11 protein-coding genes are annotated in these 19,814 nt (G+C 31.3%); 5 read left to right on the forward strand and 6 right to left on the reverse strand.

Annotation, left to right across the window (positions count from 1 at the left end; all coding sequences use genetic code 11):
- Nucleotides 1-14 precede the first annotated feature (14 nt).
- The 4 genes from QE177_RS12535 to treB form a co-directional block, all read right to left on the reverse strand.
- Complete coding sequence (locus QE177_RS12535; protein WP_280550137.1) at nucleotides 15-1,847, reverse strand: IucA/IucC family siderophore biosynthesis protein; 1,833 nt, start codon at nucleotides 1,845-1,847, stop codon at nucleotides 15-17.
- Nucleotides 1,848-2,289: 442 nt separating this feature from the next.
- Nucleotides 2,290-2,940: a beta-phosphoglucomutase gene (gene pgmB, locus QE177_RS12540; RefSeq protein WP_280550139.1), complete on the reverse strand. Its 651-nt coding sequence runs from the start codon at nucleotides 2,938-2,940 to the stop codon at nucleotides 2,290-2,292.
- Nucleotides 2,937-5,666, reverse strand: a complete 2,730-nt coding sequence (locus tag QE177_RS12545; RefSeq protein ID WP_280550141.1) for a glycosyl hydrolase family 65 protein — start codon at nucleotides 5,664-5,666, stop codon at nucleotides 2,937-2,939. Before QE177_RS12545 ends, pgmB begins: the two co-directional genes overlap by 4 nt.
- Before the next feature lie 41 nt (nucleotides 5,667-5,707).
- The gene (gene treB / locus QE177_RS12550) at nucleotides 5,708-7,141 is read right to left on the reverse strand and encodes a PTS trehalose transporter subunit IIBC (protein ID WP_280550143.1); all 1,434 of its coding nucleotides are present in this window, start codon (nucleotides 7,139-7,141) and stop codon (nucleotides 5,708-5,710) included.
- A 767-nt stretch (nucleotides 7,142-7,908) separates the two neighbouring features.
- Here treB and QE177_RS12555 point away from each other — a divergent pair.
- The 4 genes from QE177_RS12555 (at nucleotide 7,909) to QE177_RS12570 (ending at nucleotide 13,053) form a co-directional block, all read left to right on the forward strand.
- Nucleotides 7,909-9,261 (forward strand): glycosyl transferase family 2, encoded by a 1,353-nt coding sequence (locus tag QE177_RS12555; protein ID WP_280550145.1) that lies wholly within the window; start codon nucleotides 7,909-7,911, stop codon nucleotides 9,259-9,261.
- 41 nt (nucleotides 9,262-9,302) lie between these two features.
- On the forward strand, nucleotides 9,303-10,577 hold the full coding sequence (locus QE177_RS12560; protein ID WP_280550147.1) for a glycosyltransferase family A protein: 1,275 nt from the start codon (nucleotides 9,303-9,305) through the stop codon (nucleotides 10,575-10,577).
- Nucleotides 10,577-12,001, forward strand: coding sequence for a radical SAM protein (locus tag QE177_RS12565; RefSeq protein WP_280550149.1), 1,425 nt, complete (start codon nucleotides 10,577-10,579; stop codon nucleotides 11,999-12,001). The genes QE177_RS12560 and QE177_RS12565 overlap by 1 nt, the downstream gene beginning before the upstream one ends.
- 242 nt (nucleotides 12,002-12,243) lie before the next feature.
- Nucleotides 12,244-13,053, forward strand: coding sequence for a hypothetical protein (locus QE177_RS12570; RefSeq protein ID WP_280550152.1), 810 nt, complete (start codon nucleotides 12,244-12,246; stop codon nucleotides 13,051-13,053).
- 707 nt (nucleotides 13,054-13,760) lie between these two features.
- Here the strand turns inward: QE177_RS12570 and QE177_RS12575 are convergent.
- Entirely contained in the window at nucleotides 13,761-14,636 is an 876-nt protein-coding gene (locus tag QE177_RS12575) for a LysR family transcriptional regulator (protein ID WP_280550154.1), read from the reverse strand.
- Between the two features lie 1,597 nt (nucleotides 14,637-16,233).
- Between QE177_RS12575 and QE177_RS12580 the strand changes: the two genes are divergently transcribed.
- A complete protein-coding gene (locus QE177_RS12580) occupies nucleotides 16,234-18,255 on the forward strand; it encodes an NADPH-dependent 2,4-dienoyl-CoA reductase (RefSeq protein WP_280550156.1) in 2,022 nt (673 codons plus the stop codon).
- 530 nt (nucleotides 18,256-18,785) lie between these two features.
- Here QE177_RS12580 and QE177_RS12585 read toward each other — a convergent pair.
- A complete protein-coding gene (locus QE177_RS12585; protein WP_280550158.1) occupies nucleotides 18,786-19,742 on the reverse strand; it encodes a TerC family protein in 957 nt (318 codons plus the stop codon).
- Between the last annotated feature and the right edge of the window lie 72 nt (nucleotides 19,743-19,814).

Here is a 19,814-nt window from a genome sequence, read left to right on the forward strand (position 1 = left end):
ATTTATTGTTATAATTAGTTCGATATCGTTATTGTCTTGTTCATCTGCACCTTAACTGAATAGTTATCACGCAATGCATACAGAGGATTACGCAATTTTTCGGCGAATTTCAGATTTTTTTCTCGATCATCAAGATCGATCATCTGCTGGTTATTCGCCATTTGTAACCGATTCAAACAAACACGCACAAAATCCGGCTTAAATAGATCAAACTTAGCGAATTTTTCTATTTGTTCTAAATGTTGTGATTGGTAGTTATAGATACACTGAGCCACTAATTGCCAAAAATGACTTTCCGCGAAAGAAAGATGTTTTTGCAGTAGAGGGACGAGATAACGGAAAAAACAGTCAAAAATATCCAGCAGAATATAGTTAATTTTCATCTCATCTTTGACTGTGACATGCAGAAAATCAATTTCTTTAGGTAATTGAATATCACTATTTAAAATAGCAATTTCTTCACCAATATCCTTCATTAACATTTTTACCGGTTGATTGTTTTCTAACACCAACATCAAGTTTTCACCATGTGGCATAAAGACCAAATCATAGGCAAAAAAAGTATGTAGTAATGGTGATAAATAAACATCTAAATAACGTGAGATCCAATCTGCTATTGTAATAGCAGAATCTTCAATCAGTGCAGCAACAACAGCTTTCCCTTGATTATCAAGATGTAATAATGAAGCCATGGTCATCAAACGCTGATCGCTGTTTAAAATGGTCATTGGGCTTTCTCGCCACAAGGCTGATAACATTTTTTTATGCGGATTATTGTTTTTAATCGCTATTTCAAAATAAGGATTAAAATAACCTATTGCTGCATGCTCACGTAGGATCGTGAACCCTTTTTGCTGTAAAAAATTATCAGACTGGACTAGATGATTAAGCCATTCATTTACACTGGGTGTCGTAACCATGCTATGTGGATCTAACCCACGCATAAATCCCATATTCAGCACTGATAATGCCGTTTTGACATAATTTTTTTGCGGCTGACTAATATTAAAAAAGGTACGAATAGATTGTTGAGCCAGATAATCATGATGACCTTCACCCAAATAAACAATATCTTGATTAGCAATATCAGCGGCAAAACTAATTGCAATTCGATGTTTCCATTGCCAGGGATGGAGTGGCATTAAATAATAATCTGCTAAATCTAAATCTAATGTCTGCATATATTGGGCAAATTGCGTGAGCAAATACTTCTCTAATTCTTGTTCCATTAATGCCGAATACGAGAGTGACGATAATGAGGAGAAAACGGTTTTATTACGATGGGCAGCAATCCAGACCAATTTGATTGGATTGGCGCTTTCTGGTGCATAATGTAAATAGTCATCAGCATCAAAACCGATCCTGCCATTGTTTGCGATAAATACTGGATGACCTTCGGTCATCGCAGTTTCTACTATTTGGTAATCTGCTTGCACCAGATCATGTGCTGTTAATCGATTATTTTGATACTTAAAGGCATAACCATAAAGTGTGCTGGATATTTCATCAAGATAGATAGGTAGCATTGAGGCAGAAATATCCAATAATGGCGACAATTCAATAATAAGGGCGATGGCATCAATAACTTGTGGTTGACCATTCATATTTCTACTTATCGAGGTAGGATTAATATCTAAATGATCAAGTTGATAGCTTTGCGCTTGAAAACGATAGTGTGATTGGCCAATCTCAATCGAATAACTATCGCCACAATTTAGTGGCTGAATTATTTTTTCGTGAAAAAGCTCACGTAATATTTTGGCGGCTAGGTGCTGGTTTGCATATAACCAATTCTCTTTAGTCAGATGTGAAGTTTGTGATTTTACTTTTGTACATAGTGAGTTCATTTAATAAAGCCCTTTTATTTCCTATCCCTTTCAACATTCATGTATCAACATAAGCAATGGTGCTAAAGCTTAATATTTGATTGATTTATAAGGTAATAATTGAAAACTTTGAATATAGAAATTTGGATATACCCATCCAATTTTAGGTTTAAATTTTGCTCACTAAAATTTAATTATTTAGACTAATAGTTACATTAAATTATAATAAATTGACATTTGTTTACTTATTCAAATGATATAGATAATCATTCTCATTATCAACCAGAAAAATATTAAGTTTATTAATAATTACTCTTGCGAATGGAAAAAACTAAATAATGGGGTAGGCAGGCAACATATATATCAATGATATTTTAAATAATATCAATACTTGTTGCCTGACCAAAAGATGGAAGATTTTATTAAATACGCATAATTTTTATCAAATATTTAACATGGTTACTTACATATTCAACAGCTGCTCAAAATTAATTTTTTCAAAACAGTCGACTCGTAAATTAGCACCGACTAAATTGTCTTGCGGCGATATACCAACAGAAAAAATATTCGCTCTATTTAATGCTTCAATGCCAGCTTGTGAATCTTCAAAACCAATTGCTTCACTCGGCAATACATCGATTAAATTAGCAGCGGTTAAAAAAATCTCTGGATCCGGCTTGCCTTTAGACAAAGAGTGAGGATCAACAATAACATCAAAATAATCTTTAATATTAAGTTGCTCTAGGATCATAGTGGCATTTTTAGATGCGGAGGCTATCGCACAAGGAATGTTGTTTTTTTTGGCTTGCTGAATAAAAGGCAATACTCCCGGTAAAATACTCTTTTCTGTCAGTTTACTGAGTGATTGCACATAGTGATCATTTTTACGGTTCATCAAAATATTTTTTTCTGCCGCACTAAAAGCATCGGCTTTATCACCATAAAGCAAAATTTTTTCCAATGACTCAACTCTGCTTATTCCTTTTAAAGTTTCATTAAATGTTGCATCAAAATCAATATTGATTTGTTTAGCCAGATATTGCCAAGCTTTAAAATGATAAAAAGCGGTATCGACAATAACACCGTCAAGATCGAAAATCATTCCCCTCTTCATGCAACTACCTCATTTTTATAATCAATATTAGCAATTTTACCGGCAGAAATCCGATATCCCTGCTTATTCACCTGTATTTCAGTATCCTGATCACAACTCACAGATAACTTTTCTTGAGTGATAAAAAATTGGTAATTAACACCTAAATGGCACAGTTTAAACTGGAGATGCTGCCAATGAGTAGGTAATGAAGGATTGATCTTTAATAACGGTTGACGAATATCCACCCCACCGTATGTCATAATTGTCATATTGAGGGTAGCGGCCATTACACCAGTATGAATACCTTCTGATGTCGTTCCACCTTGAATATCCTGATAATCAGAAAATAGAGCCTCTTTATATAATTGCCATGATAAAGCTGACAATTTAATATTTTCGGCCAAAGAAGCGTGAACAACCCGAGATAGTGTCGAACCGTGGGAAGTACGCGAAAAATAATAATTGAAATTTTTTTCAACATAATTATCAGAAATAGCATAATTCATTTTTTTTAATAAATTTTTTACAATGTCTTGACTCAGGTTATGAAATACCATTAGCAAATCTGCTTGTTTAGCCACTTTGTAATTATCAGCTGATTTCCCTTCAGCGCGCAGTATTCTGTCTAAGCGATAAATATTACCGTATTTATTGCGGTATTTTTGCCAATCAATTTCTTTAAGGGCAAAATAACCATCAAATTGTCCTATGATATTTTGCTCATTAATCGATAAGGCTAAGTTTTCTTGTACGGTTTTTAATTGCTGCCAGAAATCGGTATCGATACCAACTCGATTTAAAATATTATTTAAATCCTGTTTTGATAGAGACAAAACTATTATTTCAATTTGATTAAATAACCATGCCACCATTAAATTAGTATAAGCATTATCCTGCAAACCGGCTTTTTTATTACCTAAACTATATTCATGAAATTCATCTGGCCCCATCACACCAGCAATATGATATCGATTGCTTGTTGCATCCCAGACTGTTTTACTCAGCCAAAATCTGGCTATCTCAACTAATAATTCCAGCCCAAAGTCGATCATAAATGGCTTATCGCCGGTATTTAGCCAATATAACCAAACATTATAAGCAATGCTTAAAGAAATATGACACTGTAAGTGACTATGATCAGGATCCCATTGCCCTGTCAGCGGATTTATATGTAAGGTTTGCGTCTGCTCACTACCATCGTGTCCTGATTGCCAGGGAAACATAGCACCTTGATAACCCGCTTGCGAAGCAGCATGTTTGGCGGCAGGTAACCGCCAATAACGGTACATTAGTAATTGGCGAGCGGTTGTTGGAAAATGCATAATATAAAAAGGCAGAATGAATATCTCATCCCAAAAAATATGCCCGCGGTAAGCTTCTCCATGTAAACCTCTAGCTGTAACAGAAACATCTAATTTATGTTTGCCATTCGTTAATGGGGAACAAGAGGCTAATAGATGATAGGTATGTAAACGCAGCAGTTTTTGCGTCATCATATCACCAGCAATGACAATATCACTTTCCCGCCAAAGCGTTTGCCAGGCAAGCTGACTTTCTGTTAACTGAGCGGCAAAGTTAGGCAGTTGCCATGTATCTACCTGCTGCCAATCTTGTTTAAAAACAGTAGAAATCGCGATAGCTACATTTTTCTCTAACCGATAACAGTTGCCTTGCTCCGCAGAAAAAACGATTTGTTGAACAATACTATTTTCATTTATCCGATTTTCGACACTATCTAGCGCAAAGAAATCACCACTAATTTCTGTCGCAATACTAATACCTATTTTACTTTGATAGGTTCGCGCTAATAAATAGGTTTTATGTTTATCAGCAATTAAATCTTTTATCTCATAATGATAAGAATTGAGCGAACGATAACGTTCAACACCATAATTAAACGTTCCACCATCTGTTTTGGTACAAATAGTTATTTGATCAGAAAAGTTTAAAGGACAAAATTGATACTCAATACTGTAGTGCGTCATTCTTGCCATATTAGTAAATTTTCGACAATCTATTTTTAAGCGACGGCCTGCTTCATCTTCAATTTGTAATTCACTCGATAAAATCCCTGTCATAAAGTCTAATCGACGATAAAGAGAAATGATCTTAAAATCAGTAAGATTAACAAATTTACCTTGACCAATACGTAACGAGATATATTGTGCATTGGGTGCATTAACGAAATCTTCATTATGCACTTGGTGACCATCTATTACAGAAATAGCTTGATTATAAAGCCCGGCAAGATAAGTTGCCGGATAGGTATCATCACTGATTACCATTTCAGGTAATGTACCCCTTAATCCTAAATATCCATTCGCTACAGTCAATAAAGACTCAGTGGTATATTCCGCTTTACCTGGATTATATCCGCAATAATCAATGCTCCAACCTATTGTTTGTTGTTTCTCTGCCAAAGCATTTTTTAATGTTTCTTCACCACCATCAACCAAAGCCTCTGCTCGAATGAAAGGAACATTGAATATTTCAGCAAAACATTTTTCCATGTCAACGACATCTTCATTAGCAATTTCTATACAAAATGGCGAATAAAACGCTAACGCATCTCCTTTTAATATCCCCCCCTGAATATGGGGAAAATCTAATTTAATTTGCTCAATTAACGCTAATAAATCTAATTTTTTAATTTTCTGATAGGTTATCGGATAAGATTTATTATTCATTTGGGCTTGGTAAACCACTAATTCTTGTGGTTTAAAAACAACATGCAAATAATTCATATTCAAATTCACTATTAAAAATGTGTTAGTTAAATAATCCTTTAATCAGAAATAAGTGTGCCTTTTCGTTGTTGGTAACGGTAAATCACTATCGTCAATATGATTGGAACGACAATAGCAATGATTGTTGCAAAAGAGTAAACTAGCCAATAAATCGGTTGGATAGAAAGAATGCCAGGCAATCCGCCCACACCAATACCATTTGAAAGTACGCCAAAGACACCACAAATAAAACCGGCAACAGCAGAACCTACCATAGCGCAGAGCAAGGGAAAACGATAATAAAGATTGACACTATAAAGCGCCGGCTCAGTAACCCCGAGATAAGCAGAGATGGCGGCCGGAATGGTGACTTCACGTTCATTTTCTTTACGACTGACAATAATAATGCCCACCACAGCAGAGGCTTGTGCAATATTAGAAAGCGCAATAATTGGCCAAATTGGCGTTCCACCCTGCGATTGCATTATCTGTAGATCAATGGCCAACGTAGTATGATGAACGCCACTGATTACTAATAGAGGATAGGTAAAACCAAAAATAGCAGAGCCAATTGGTGCAAAACCACCGAACATAACAAATCTGACTACTTCTGCAATTTCGTTACCTATCATTCGCCCTATTGGGCCGAGTATTGCATGCGCAACAAAAACAGAAATACTTAAAGTAACAATAGGAACAACCACAAATTTTAAATAACCAGGAACATAACGGCGTATGAATATTTCAAACCAACCTAAAAATAAGCCAGCAAAAATCGCGGGAATAACTTGAGCCTGATAACCTACTTTTTGAATAGTAAATAGACCAAAATCCCAAACTGCAGGTAACTGACTGCCTAGATTATAGGCATTCATTAATTGTGGTGAGACTAATGTAATTCCAAGAATAATACCTAATATTGGCGTTCCGCCTATTTTTTTTACTGTTGACCAGCAAATTGCAACCGGTAAAAAATGAAAAATAGCCTCACAAGGCAACCAGAGGAAATCATAAATTGGTTTTAGTGTAGGATAAAATGCCACTAATGGTTGATTATTTACTACTGGCATTTCACCTAAAACATTTCTCAAGCCTAACAACAAGCCGCCACAAATAAGCGCAGGCAGCAACGGAAAAAAAATTTCAGCGAGATTGGTTATTAAGCGTGTCCAAATTCTTGTCTTTTTTTTAATCGCTCTTTTGGGTTTTTTTTTGTCATCGTCACCTTTTGTTATATCAAATTGTTCTTGAATGGCTTTATAATATTTATCTACATTGGTACCAATTACAATTTGTAGTTGTCCAGCTTGATTAAAACAACCTTTAACTTCTGGCAGCTTTTTTAAATCCTCTATATTTACCTTTTCTGGTTCATGTAAAATAAAACGTAAACGAGTCAAACAGTGGGTAAAACTATTAACATTATTTCTACCACCAATCGTAGAAATGATCTTGTTAATATTAACATGACTTATTGTGATATTTTTTAACATAATTTCAATAATTTTTTATTTTTACATAATAAAATATAAAATATCTTATCAATAATCATATTTCATAGAGATCAATCACAAAATAGATATAAAATAAAATGAATGTAATTTTTTGAAAACTTATTATTTATTTTGAATAATATAATGATAATTTTACGGTTTTAATAAGCATCGGTGTAAGAATTTTTCTTTTTTAAATGAATATAACTTACTTATACCAATTTATTTTGAGAATAAATTTTCATTATTCTAATTATTTAGAATAAAACAACAGATAATGATTTTATGTCACTCAATTATCAATAGACATCTCTAACAAAAATATTTATTAAATTAAAATAATATTTGTATTAGTCATTAACTTTAAATATAAAAATTGAAATTTTACTAAAGTTTGACCAATAGATGTTATTACTTAGTTTCAATGATTTTAATAACATTTAGCGTTAATAGTTTTATGATCTTATTTATTATTTTTGATAAACTGTTTATAGATATCTAATTAATATAAATTTTAATGTGTCAAAAGTTTAAATATATTTACAGTTAAATAACAAGTGTTATTTGAAAGATTTTTATTTGTATATCAATTATAGAAAAAATTACTTTTATTCCTGTTGCAAATATTTTTATACGATGACTATCACAAAATATATTAATAATTATTAAAAAATAATAAAATATTTATATTATACATGATAAATATTTTTTTATTCAAAGCAAAAAAATAAAAGATAGGGAATTAATATGCCTTATAAAAAAAAGTTATGTTTATTTCATTTGATGCAATAGCTGTTTCAGGAATTACAGTAGAAGCAGCAAAATTAGCATGTTATTTAAATAATAGAGGGTTTGAATCCTTTATTGATTTAGGCTATGACATAAAAATTGATAAAGGAAATTTTGCTAAACCCTATTCTTGTTATGAAAAATCAATTTTTGATAAACATTTTAAACTAGTAAGAATTAATGATATACATTTGTTAAAAAATTACACTCCTGAATTTATTGATAAAGTAAATAACTCTTTAATTAAAGGTAAGGCAAAAGTAAGTTTAATAGAGAAAAATAAATTACTTGAACAAGTAGATATTGTTGCCAATGAGTTATCTGAAATAATTTTTAAGGTATGGAATAAACTGGAGATTACTCATCTGGTCATTGAAAATGGAACATTACCTGAAAATATTATTTATACTAAAGCGCTATATAAAAGTATAGAAAAATATGGCTCACAAAAAAATCTAGCATGTTTTGTATTATGGAGAGATCATGACCTAATGTGGAACAGTGAAACATTATCAAAAAAATACGGTCAAGAGCCTTGGCATTATGCGATAAAACCTATTAAATCAAAATATATAAAATACGTTACGTTAAACAATTCATTAGCTAAAAAACTAAAAGATTGGAGTAAGCAAGATATCAATATTGATGTTATGCGTAACACTTATTTATTTAATAATAATCATGATCGAATAAATATAAGAGATAGATTTAATATATCAAAAGATGATTTTTTAATCGCTAGAACCACTAGAATCATTCCTGAAAAAAAATTAGAAAGAGATATTTACCTGGTAAAAAAGCTTAATGATTTATATACAAAAAATAATAAATTATGCTCTATATATTTAATTATTGCTGGTGATGAAAAAGAAAATATTGATTATTCACATTATCTAAGGAAATATATAAAAGAATTAGAACTAGAGAATTTTATAAAATTTTCTGGACCACTTCAACATGATTTTATCGAAAATGAAAACAATAAAGCAACTATTCAAGACCTCTATTATTCTAGCGATATGGTTTCATTTTTAACATCCTATGATTATGATAGTTATGGTAATCCCATAGGTGAAGCAATTAGTCATAATCGTTGTTATATATCCACAAGTTACGAATACTATCATGAAGTTTATGGACAACATGGCTTTAAAACTGAATTAATGAATATTTCGCCAAAAAAAGATGGACTACCGGACGACGATTTTATCCAGCGAGTTTATAATTTAATCACTGATCAAAATAAGACAGCAGCTTTGGTGAAACACAATTTTAATATAGGAAAAAATTTATTATCTAATAAGATAATAAATAAAATATTTAATATCTAGTATTAAAAATGAGATATTTTAACCTTTAATATGGATAATTTATGCGTAAAGAAACCTTTATATCTATTATATTCCCTTTTTATAATGAAAGTGAACGATTAGAAAGTGTCATAGAATCAATCTATAATCAAAAATTTAAATATAAACTATTTGATCTTAGTAATGTTGAATTAATTTTTGTTGATAATAATTCAACCGATGATTCTGTTAACAAAATTATTGCTTGTCACAACAGATATAACAATCTTGATATTCATATTATTAATGAAAAAATTCAAGGCGTTTCTTCAGCAAGAAAAAAAGGGATGGATTATGCATCCCAACGAGCTGAAAAACGGCGGATCCAATTTAACAACTGGCAAAAACATTATATTGTTTCAGCTGATGCTGATTGTACTGTAGACCAATATTGGCTTGACGAACTTATTTATACAATGATCACCGAAGATGGTGATTTAGGTACCTGTAATTATTTTTATGAGAAAAATGATTTTATCGAGCGGCCTAATTTATATAAAGAAATAAATAAAACATTACGCTGCCGTGATTTTTCATTCTCCTTGTTTGGTGGCTTTCCCGATGGAAAAGGTTTTGCTGTTGAAAAAAAAATGTATGATCTTGTTGGTGGCATTGAAATATTTTACCAATTACAAAATGGTAAATTTGTCGAACATTTATCTGACGATTGGGATTTTGGCATAAAAGTTATTGCTTATGGTGGAAAACCAGTATATTCACCAAAATCATATGTAAAAATTAATAGTCGAAGAGTAGATACCTTATTATATGATGTTATTAATGGCATCGCCTATGGTGAAAATGGCGTTATTACAATGAAAGATGTAAGGCCATTAGATAATCAATTAAATCATTATCAAGATTTAAGTCTCAATGATGCACAACAAGCCTGGTTTTATTCAATAAAAGATTATATCCCGAAAAACATTATATTACCGGCTTTATTAAATCCTAATATTTTAATTAACAACCAAGAAGTTATTAATTTTTTCACACCTGAGGTTGCTAAGGATCTCTATAATAGAATTAATGAGATCAAAAATGAAACCAGTATTACTGATTTCAAACCCATACATTCTTACAAAACCCCCGCCTTCCGACTCTATTTTGAATTTAAAGAAGAGATATTTAATTCGCTTCGTCGTTATGTAGGTGAAGACATCGGCTATCCGCCGCCAATCCCTGACTGCTTTAACGCTATTGATAATAAAGATTTTAATAGATTTGTTTATTATTTTTGTGAGGATAGAGAATCAGGAGAGGCACATAATTATTTTGCTAATGGTGGAGTGTTCTAATGCGAGATACCTATATTGCCTCTCTTAATGATATTGATGAAAAATATCCAAGACCAAATATATGCAATATTTTAAGTAAAAAAGAAAATACAGATTTACTTGAGTATGTATTTAAGGATCCTTTTGGTTGTCATATTTTCCCTGGTGATATCGATAATTATCCCTTAACCTCATTTTATGATGATATGAATAAGGAGATAAAAAAGGCAGAAAATATCCATCTCTGGGTCTATATTCCAACTTGTCGTTATCGATGCCACTTTTGTCAGTTTCCCACCGTTATAGTAAACCCTAAATCAGCTAAAGCTGACAGTTTATTTAAAGAAATCGTTGATCTTAATATTAAAGAAGCCACACTTTGGCTAAAACAAGTACCGAATCTTGCTAATACAAGTATCGGTGAATTTAATATATTTGGCGGTACTCCTTCTCTACTGCCTGATAGTGAATTAAAAAGATTAATAAATTTTTATAAAGATAACTTTAACTTCTCATCCTCAACTATGCGATTTGAAGGAGAGCCTGGTAGTCTCAATAAAGAATATTTGTCGTTACTAAAAGAACTTGGTTTTTCTAAATTATCCTTTGGTACTCAATCATTTCAGGATCATTTAATTAAAGCCTGTGGCAGAAAACATACTGCTGAAGAGTCCTTTAAAACCATTGCAGATGCTAATACATTAGATTTTGATTTAATTAGTGTTGATCTCATTTATGGTTTATTCGGCCAAACTGTTGATGATGTAAAAAACGATATGGAAATAATAAAAAAACTGAATATTTCTCATGTTGTTTGCACTAAATTACATATGAAAGAGTTTATGGAAACGAGAACCGGCGTATCGGGGGAGAGAGATAGTTTATGGCAGAAAAAAATAATTTCTGATGCGGATAAATTGATACCTAGTCTAGGAAAACAGTATCAAATGCGAGATTTAATAGATAAATATCTAGCTAGGGAATATAACGAACATCCGACAATGTATTTTTATAAGAAAAATACTTATCCAGAAAAATGGAAAAGCATTATTACTGATCTTAATAAACAATACCCTGAGATAGCGATCGGATTAGGTGGAAGCTCAAAATCTATCTCCTCTGAAATGATAAATATAACAAACTATAAACAATACAAAGAGTCTATTACTAAAAACCAACTACCTTGTCACTCCATTAGAGGTTTTTCAAACGATCAAAAAAGAATAAATGCTTTTAAAATGGCATTATCTAGCTTGATCCCTGTCGATGATAATGTTTATAAAGCAAAATTTGATGGAGAAAGTTTTTTTACCAACAAAACTATTAATAATGCACTAACAAAATTACAGCTTAGAAAACTTATTTTTATTAATAATAACAGGATTTTTTTAACTAAAGAAGCCGCAATATTAGTTGAGTCCATTATTAATACCCAATTTTGTTAACATTATTTAATTAAAAAAATCAACACTATTTATTTGATGCCGTATTTTTCTGGCGTATCTTGCAACTATAATAACGTCATTATGGCAACAGATGTATAACTCGTTATTAATAAGTAGCAGCCAATACTCTACGATGACACACTATCTCATTGGCAGCAAACATTATACTGGATGCCTAATAATATAATGTTTGGCAAGAGGCCATAGCCGGTTATCTACGGCAAAATATAAGGAAATCATTCATGGAAAAAAAATATAACTTGCCTGTACCCGTTTTCAGTCTGTATTACATTGCAATCGATACCGAGGCAGGTATCACACCAGAGCAATTCGAAACATTCGTTCGCCAAAAAGGTGTCTATCTGCCATGTTACCCTGGTTGGCGCTGGACGCTATTGCGTGGCCTGCGTGGCGAGCGAGTTGGACAATACCTGATGCTGTTTGAAATAGACAGCGTTGAACATCGTAATCGCTATCAGTCCAGTGACGGCAATAAAACAGAATTAGCCAATCAATTCTGGCAGGAACAACCACAAAAAACCCATGAAATCCTTACCGAATGGCAACGTTATGGTACTTTTAGTGAAATTCCAACTATATATACTGATTATCAACTACTGGCTGAAAATAAAAAAAGTACCGTCTGTTATGGCCCACGCTATCTTGAGCGACCTAACCAAGAGACTATTGCCAGAATAATAGGTCTCCACAACCTAGCGCTACGGCCTGGAATTAAGGCAGAAACTTTTGAAACTTTTATTGCTGAAAACCATCATCGAATAGTGGATTATCCAGGATGGAAATTTCGCTTGTTAAAAGGTGAGCGCGGAAACCGTCTAGATCAATATGTGGTAATGATGGAGATTGAAAGTCTTGCAGCACTTAATCTATTTTATCCCAAACCAGACATAGCCACTGATGAAGCTTTTCATTTTGCACGGGCACATCAGGACACTAAACTTATGTATAAAGAGTGGAAACAATTTGCCTCTTTCTCCGGCTCTCCTCAAATTTATACTGATTATTTGTCAGTAGCGGAAAGTTTAGGTTAAATTAATAAACCAAAAGTTCGACTCGCAGTGATCAAGCTCCATAATCAAACCATACCTGCTTATCACTGCTTTGCAATATCGTTATCGATGATGAAAACTAGTCGATTTAAAAGTGCTAAATAATAAATTTATTACATCTTAAAGCATAAAAATTATTTAAACTGTTAATTACTTATCACATGAAAATTAATATTTATAAGCTATTTTAAAAATATATTTTCGCTAGCTAAATTTTTATTTATTATAACATCAATAGTATGAGTTGTGAAGAAAATAATAATTTTCTAAATTACCATACTTAATAAAGTATTATATAAACATTAAATCATTTTAAAATAATTTTTACATTTCATTATTAAAAAATATTTATCTTACAATATCTTAAGATTATTAAACCAAAGATTATATGAATTGAAATTATTGAAAAATAACCTTTTAATTAAAGAGTTAATTTATTATTTTATTTAAATTAATATATCTATAAATTATTAAAATAACAAAAAAAATTATAATAATTTATTAAAATTATAATTAAATAAAAACTGACAATAATTAAAATTTAGTAATTATCGCTAAAGAAAACAATAAATATCATGTAATAAATAAAAACCAGAAGATAAATTTCAAATAGAAACTTCATACAGAAAAACTGCTATATTATATATTTTTGGTTTAATATTAGATTCCCTGGTGTTTATTACATCATATTAATCACATATTAAATCGATAAGCCATTGTAAAGATTCTTTTTTTTCAGCCTTATAATATAATTTGCCGCGAACTTCAATATTGAAAGGTGCAGGAGGAATAGCAAAATTCACTTTATGTTGCTTACCTAATGATATATTTTTATTAGATTTAGGAATAAACGAAATACCTTTCCCATCGCTTAATATCTGAAAAACATCATCAATACTTGGAACTGAAATTATATTTTTCTTATGCTTATCCATTAATAGATTTTTTATTCTTTCAAAACCTTTCGATAACAACATACTTTCTGTTTGTATAATATTATTATTAAGCAGTAATTCCATTTTATCTTTATAGTTATTTATAATATCTTCAGCTGCACCTAACTCTAACTTAGAAGATAGTGCTAAGCTTTCAATATTAGCAGGTAAATTCTCCTCTTCTCTTGAACCAATAAAAATATCTGCCTGAATACGACATATAATATCTGATATTAAACGATTAGAATACTTCTTAATATCAACAAGAATTCCCGATTCAATTGAGTCTATTTTTGATATTATTGATGCCAGATCAGGAAAATATGCATCATCTGTCGCTATATTAATAACAGACTCTTTTTTACTAGAAAAACCTAACATTAATTTTTTTGTTGTAGCACTTACATCTTGATAATGCGGAAATAATTCTTGATATAATTTTTCCCCATTAGAAGTTAATCTTGCTCCTCTTCCTGAGTGTCGAAAAAGTTGAACACCTAACTGCCCCTCTATTTCCTTCATTCCCTTACTAAGGGCAGAAGGAGATATACATAACTCATCTGCCGCTTCTTTAAAAGTTCCTTTTTGGGCAATAGTTATAAATTGCTCAACTCTTTTTGAGAAAAACATATTATCTCCTATATGAAAATCTGATAAAAATAAATTTTTTACGAAAAACATATTATCTTCTCTATAAAAAATTAGATAGAAGCAAAATTTTATTAAAAAAACAACTCAAAACCTATAAATAACCAGTTCAATAATTTTTATATTTTTAGAATTCTCAATGTAATAATATATAGTGTAAACTTTTATTTCATCCTAATATAGCTACATATAACTTCTCCCTATCAATTGTTATTACTTCTTATAACTTATAAATAATAAAATGTCACATACCTTTTTTTCATTTGTGGTTTACTTAGCATCAATTTGTAATCATTTATAAGAATAATAATGAAATTTTTAAAATTTAAAAATTTATCATATTTAACCTCTTATAATAAACTGTATAAAAATACATATATTTTTCATTTTTTAAAATTATAAATTGTGATATTGTAAAATTAATAATTCTTAGTGCATTTAAATAAAAAAATAAATAACTAGAATATATACATTACAACTAACAAATTGTAATGTATATTTTATTATAGTACATCACAAGATTTTTAAATTTAATGAAATTTGTAACAAAAGATTATGAAATAAGTTTCTTGTTATAACATTACCTTCTTTGATTGATTAAACACCAAATACTAGGTATTATATTATAGAGTTAATTAAAGATAAAAACTTTATTGTTAATAAAGAGTATAATTAATTTTATATGAAAAATGAAAAATTACTCATCCGGATTATATTTCTATAGATACGCTGCGTATTTTAACATTAATTTTTTATTCTTTATTTTTCGATTAAAGCCATTTGCCTTTTTATAACTACCTATATATTTATAAATTGCCAAACTTTTTAGTTTTATCTTACTCATCCTAAATCCAGCAATACCTCAACATAATCAGATTGACCTTAATAGTTAAAAATATTATCACTAAAACAAAATAACAAAGAACTACCAAATACCCTCTAAACCTATTTTGATTAATTCTCACTAAACTAACTTTTATCTACTTCAATTTTAGCTAAGTCTCAAAAAATCTTATATATATAAATAAAAGCGATAATATAACAATTTTTTAGTCTAATCCCAATGACCGTAAGTAAAATGAATATAAAAATTATTAATTATTAATTATTAATTATTAATTATTAATTATTATAAATAATTTTTCTGAATCAATATGTTAAAATTGTACAATCATACTTACAAAATATGTGGTTTATAGCTGTCCTGTAAAAATTCGGTTGTTAACGTAAGGTAAATAGATCTGTGAAGCACAATTCTATCAAATCTCCTATCATTCAAATGTGACCCTACACTAAAATTAATAACATTTAACTACCAAAAGAATGAAAATTGCAATTTTAGACTTTTGCAACGTCATTTTATCCTAACTATGTTTACTATAGGACTTTATGGGTATTTATTAATCAGAAAATATACTTCAGTAAATATGATAAAAATCACAATTCATTAATAATAATATCGTTTTAAAACTATTAATATGGGTTAAATTAAGATAATGTTTCTAAAATTTGCGTTGCAATTGGCTATTAAGTAATAACAATAATCCAATACTAAGAACCCATCATAAGGAAAATGGATATGCATCTCTTTCCTCATTTATTTAAACCATTAGACTTAGGTTATACGCAATTAAAAAACAGAGTCATTATGGGCTCTATGCATACTGGGCTAGAAGAGCATCCTCAAGCTAGTGTTAGGTTAGCCAAATTCTATGCAGAAAGGGCAAAAAATAATATTGGATTAATCATCACTGGCGGCATTGCCCCTAATCACCCTGGCAGCCTAACTAAAGATGGAGCAACGTTAATTAGCAAGAAACAAATTTTCCACCATCAAAAGATTACTAATGCGGTGCATCAAGCAGGGGGGAAAATCGCCTTACAAATCCTTCACGCTGGCCGTTATAGCTATCATCCTGATCTAGTTGCACCTAGTGCATTACAAGCGAGTATTAATCCCTTTTTGCCTAACCCACTCAGTCATACTGCAATTTTGCAAACAATTGAAGACTATGCTAATTGTGCTGAACTTGCTTTGCTCGCTGGCTATGATGGTATAGAAATTATGGGTTCAGAGGGTTATTTAATTAACCAATTTATTACTCAATATACAAATCATCGTGATGATTTATGGGGCGGCAGTTATCAAAATCGGATCCGTTTTCCGATTGAAGTTATCAAAGCTGTTAGACAACGAGTAGGAGATAATTTTATTATTATTTACCGACTATCTATGCTTGATTTAATTGAAAAAGGATCCAACTGGCGTGAAATTGAGCACTTAGCACATGCAATCGAAATTGCAGGGGCATCGATGATCAGTACCGGTATTGGCTGGCATGAATCGAGGATCCCAACTATTGCAATGATGGTACCAAGAGCAGGCTTTACTTGGGTCACTAAAAAATTGATGGGAAAAATATCAATCCCTTTAATTTGCACCAATCGCATCAATTCACCTGAAGTAGCTGAGCAGATTTTATCTGATGGCTGTGCTGATTTAGTTTCTATGGCGCGAACATTTCTTGCTGATTCTGAGTTTATGACTAAAGCGGCAGAAAATCGCGCGGATGAAATTAATACCTGTATAGCTTGCAATCAAGCCTGTTTAGATCAGATATTTGTTGGCAAACAAGCATCATGTTTAGTTAACCCACGCGCTTGCCATGAATTAGACTTTCCTTTTCGACCCGTATTAAAACCAAAAAACATTGCGGTTATCGGCGCCGGTCCAGCTGGATTATCATTTGCTATCACAGCGGCAGAGCGTGGTCACCATATTACTTTATTTGAACAAGAATGTCAGATCGGTGGCCAACTCAATCTCGCTAAACAAATTCCTGGGAAAATAGAATTCCAAGAAACTATTCGTTACTTTCAACGTCAACTGACACTAAAAAATGTTACTGTTCATTTAACTAAAAAAGCCTCAGCTGAACAATTGAAAAACTTTGATGAAATCATCATTGCTACAGGCGTCCTACCCAAAAAAATCTACATTGAAGGTATCGAGCACGCTAGTGTCGTAAACTATTACGATGTATTAAAACATCATATTACCATTGGTTCTCAAGTAGCAATTATTGGCGCTGGTGGGATCGGTTTTGATATAGCACAACATCTTTGTCAAGAAATAGATAATAGTAGCCAAGACATTGATGCTTTTACACATCAATGGAACATTGATACAACGATATCTGAACCAGGTGGTATTAATCTTAAAGGTGAGCAGCACCTCAGTTCCCCTCGTAAAATTTATCTGCTGCAACGAAAATTAACGCGTGTTGGTGAACAACTTGGCAAAACAACCGGCTGGATCCATCGCTTAAATCTACTACGCCATGGCGTTACTATGATGAATGGTGTCAGCTACCATAAAATTGATGATCAGGGGTTGCACATTTATCATAATAAGCAAAAAAAGTGTTTGCCTGTTGATAACATCATCATCTGTGCTGGCCAAGAATCCCTTCGCACTTTAGCCGACGCATTATATAAATTAGGCAAGAGACCTCATATTATCGGTGGTGCTGATATTGCCGTAGAGCTTGATGCACGCCGTGCTATTGATCAAGGAATGCGCCTGGCATATACAATATAAAGAAAAACACCAATAATTGCTGATATAGCCATTAGAAAAGTAGTAATTGAATAGGCCAACTATTGGTTTTCTGGCCTTTTTTTATGGTTAACAATCGAAGAAATAATTTATATTCATACTAAAATAGACGCAACCGCTTTCAAAAAACTAATAAACCAGTCGTCAAAAAAATTATCATTCTGCACGCCATTAATCCCAAGCTTCGCTAAAATAATACAGCATTTAAATTAATTAGTCTTTGCTTTACTAAGCTTCCATGTACGATATAACACAATAAGCAAAATGTTTTTTTTATGTAATGACAATTTTTGTATGGCTATAAAATATTGTATTTATGTTAGTCTGGGTAAAAAGATACCATAATATATAAAAACAGATTTATTAGATAAACAACTAACTAACTGTTTTATTAATAAATTAACTAGTAGAACTAATTTAACTAATAGAGAAAATAGCCATATCCCTTTTTACCATTATTAATCAATATAAAGGGATACAGTATTATAATATTTAAAGCTATTATTTAATGATTAAATATATTTTTTATATTTATTAACAATATGATTAATGAACATCGTTAATGTTAAAATACCCGCAACAATACTCAGTGAAACAGCGGTCGGAATATGAAATATATCCATTAATAACATTTTTATGCCAATAAAAATTAAGATAATAGATAACCCATATTTTAGCATAGAGAATTTTTCAGCAATACCCGATAAAACAAAATACATCGCTCGCAAGCCTAAAATCGCAAATAGATTTGAAGTTAATACAATAAATGGATCTGTTGTTACTGCAAAAATAGCCGGAATGCTATCCACCGCGAAAATAATGTCACTAATCTCAACTAAAATTAATACCATAATCAACGGAGTCGCCAATAAAATGCCTTGTTGACGAATAAAAAAACACTCGCCATGTAAAGTATTTGTCATGTGTAAATGAGAACCGAGCCATTTTACTAAGGGTTTTTTATCAATTGTTTGATCATTTTCTTTAACGAAGAACATTTTAATACCAGTGAAGAGTAGAAAAATGCCAAAGAGATACAAAATCCAATGAAATTGTGAGACTAGCCAACTACCTGTAAAGATCATAATAGTACGCAATACTATCGCACCCAACACACCATAGATAAGTACTCGGCGCTGTAAATTCACCGGTATTGAAAAATAATTAAATAACATTAACCAAACAAATACATTATCAACAGCTAATGCTTTTTCCAGTAAATAACCGGTTAAAAAAGCCATTGTTTGGCGGTTAGCAATCGCTAGGCTAGTTGTCTGTTTAAAATAAAACCATAGACCTAAGGCAAACAATAATGCCAAACTAATCCAAATTAAACTCCATGTAATAGCCTGTCTTACTGATATTTCTCTTCCCTTATGCTTACCCTGTAAAGAAATATCAATAAGTAACATAACCGCAATAACTACAGTAAAGATTGCCCATAATACGGGAGTACCAACAGAATGCATATTAGCTCCTAGAAACGAAAAACGGCCGAACCCCACAGAAGGCTCAGCCGTTATAATCCATTTTAGTCTTCA

The organism is Arsenophonus sp. aPb (assembly GCF_029873475.1).
In the GTDB taxonomy this organism is placed as follows: domain Bacteria; phylum Pseudomonadota; class Gammaproteobacteria; order Enterobacterales; family Enterobacteriaceae; genus Arsenophonus.

Coding starts and splice junctions, on each gene's coding strand:
- QE177_RS12535 (WP_280550137.1), bottom strand. CDS start 1,847: ATGAACTCACTATGTACAAAAGTAAAATCACAAACTTCACATCTGACT.
- pgmB (WP_280550139.1), bottom strand. CDS start 2,940: ATGAAGAGGGGAATGATTTTCGATCTTGACGGTGTTATTGTCGATACC.
- QE177_RS12545 (WP_280550141.1), bottom strand. CDS start 5,666: ATGAATTATTTGCATGTTGTTTTTAAACCACAAGAATTAGTGGTTTAC.
- treB (WP_280550143.1), bottom strand. CDS start 7,141: ATGTTAAAAAATATCACAATAAGTCATGTTAATATTAACAAGATCATT.
- QE177_RS12555 (WP_280550145.1), top strand. CDS start 7,909: ATGTTTATTTCATTTGATGCAATAGCTGTTTCAGGAATTACAGTAGAA.
- QE177_RS12560 (WP_280550147.1), top strand. CDS start 9,303: ATGCGTAAAGAAACCTTTATATCTATTATATTCCCTTTTTATAATGAA.
- QE177_RS12565 (WP_280550149.1), top strand. CDS start 10,577: ATGCGAGATACCTATATTGCCTCTCTTAATGATATTGATGAAAAATAT.
- QE177_RS12570 (WP_280550152.1), top strand. CDS start 12,244: ATGGAAAAAAAATATAACTTGCCTGTACCCGTTTTCAGTCTGTATTAC.
- QE177_RS12575 (WP_280550154.1), bottom strand. CDS start 14,636: ATGTTTTTCTCAAAAAGAGTTGAGCAATTTATAACTATTGCCCAAAAA.
- QE177_RS12580 (WP_280550156.1), top strand. CDS start 16,234: ATGCATCTCTTTCCTCATTTATTTAAACCATTAGACTTAGGTTATACG.
- QE177_RS12585 (WP_280550158.1), bottom strand. CDS start 19,742: ATGCATTCTGTTGGTACTCCCGTATTATGGGCAATCTTTACTGTAGTT.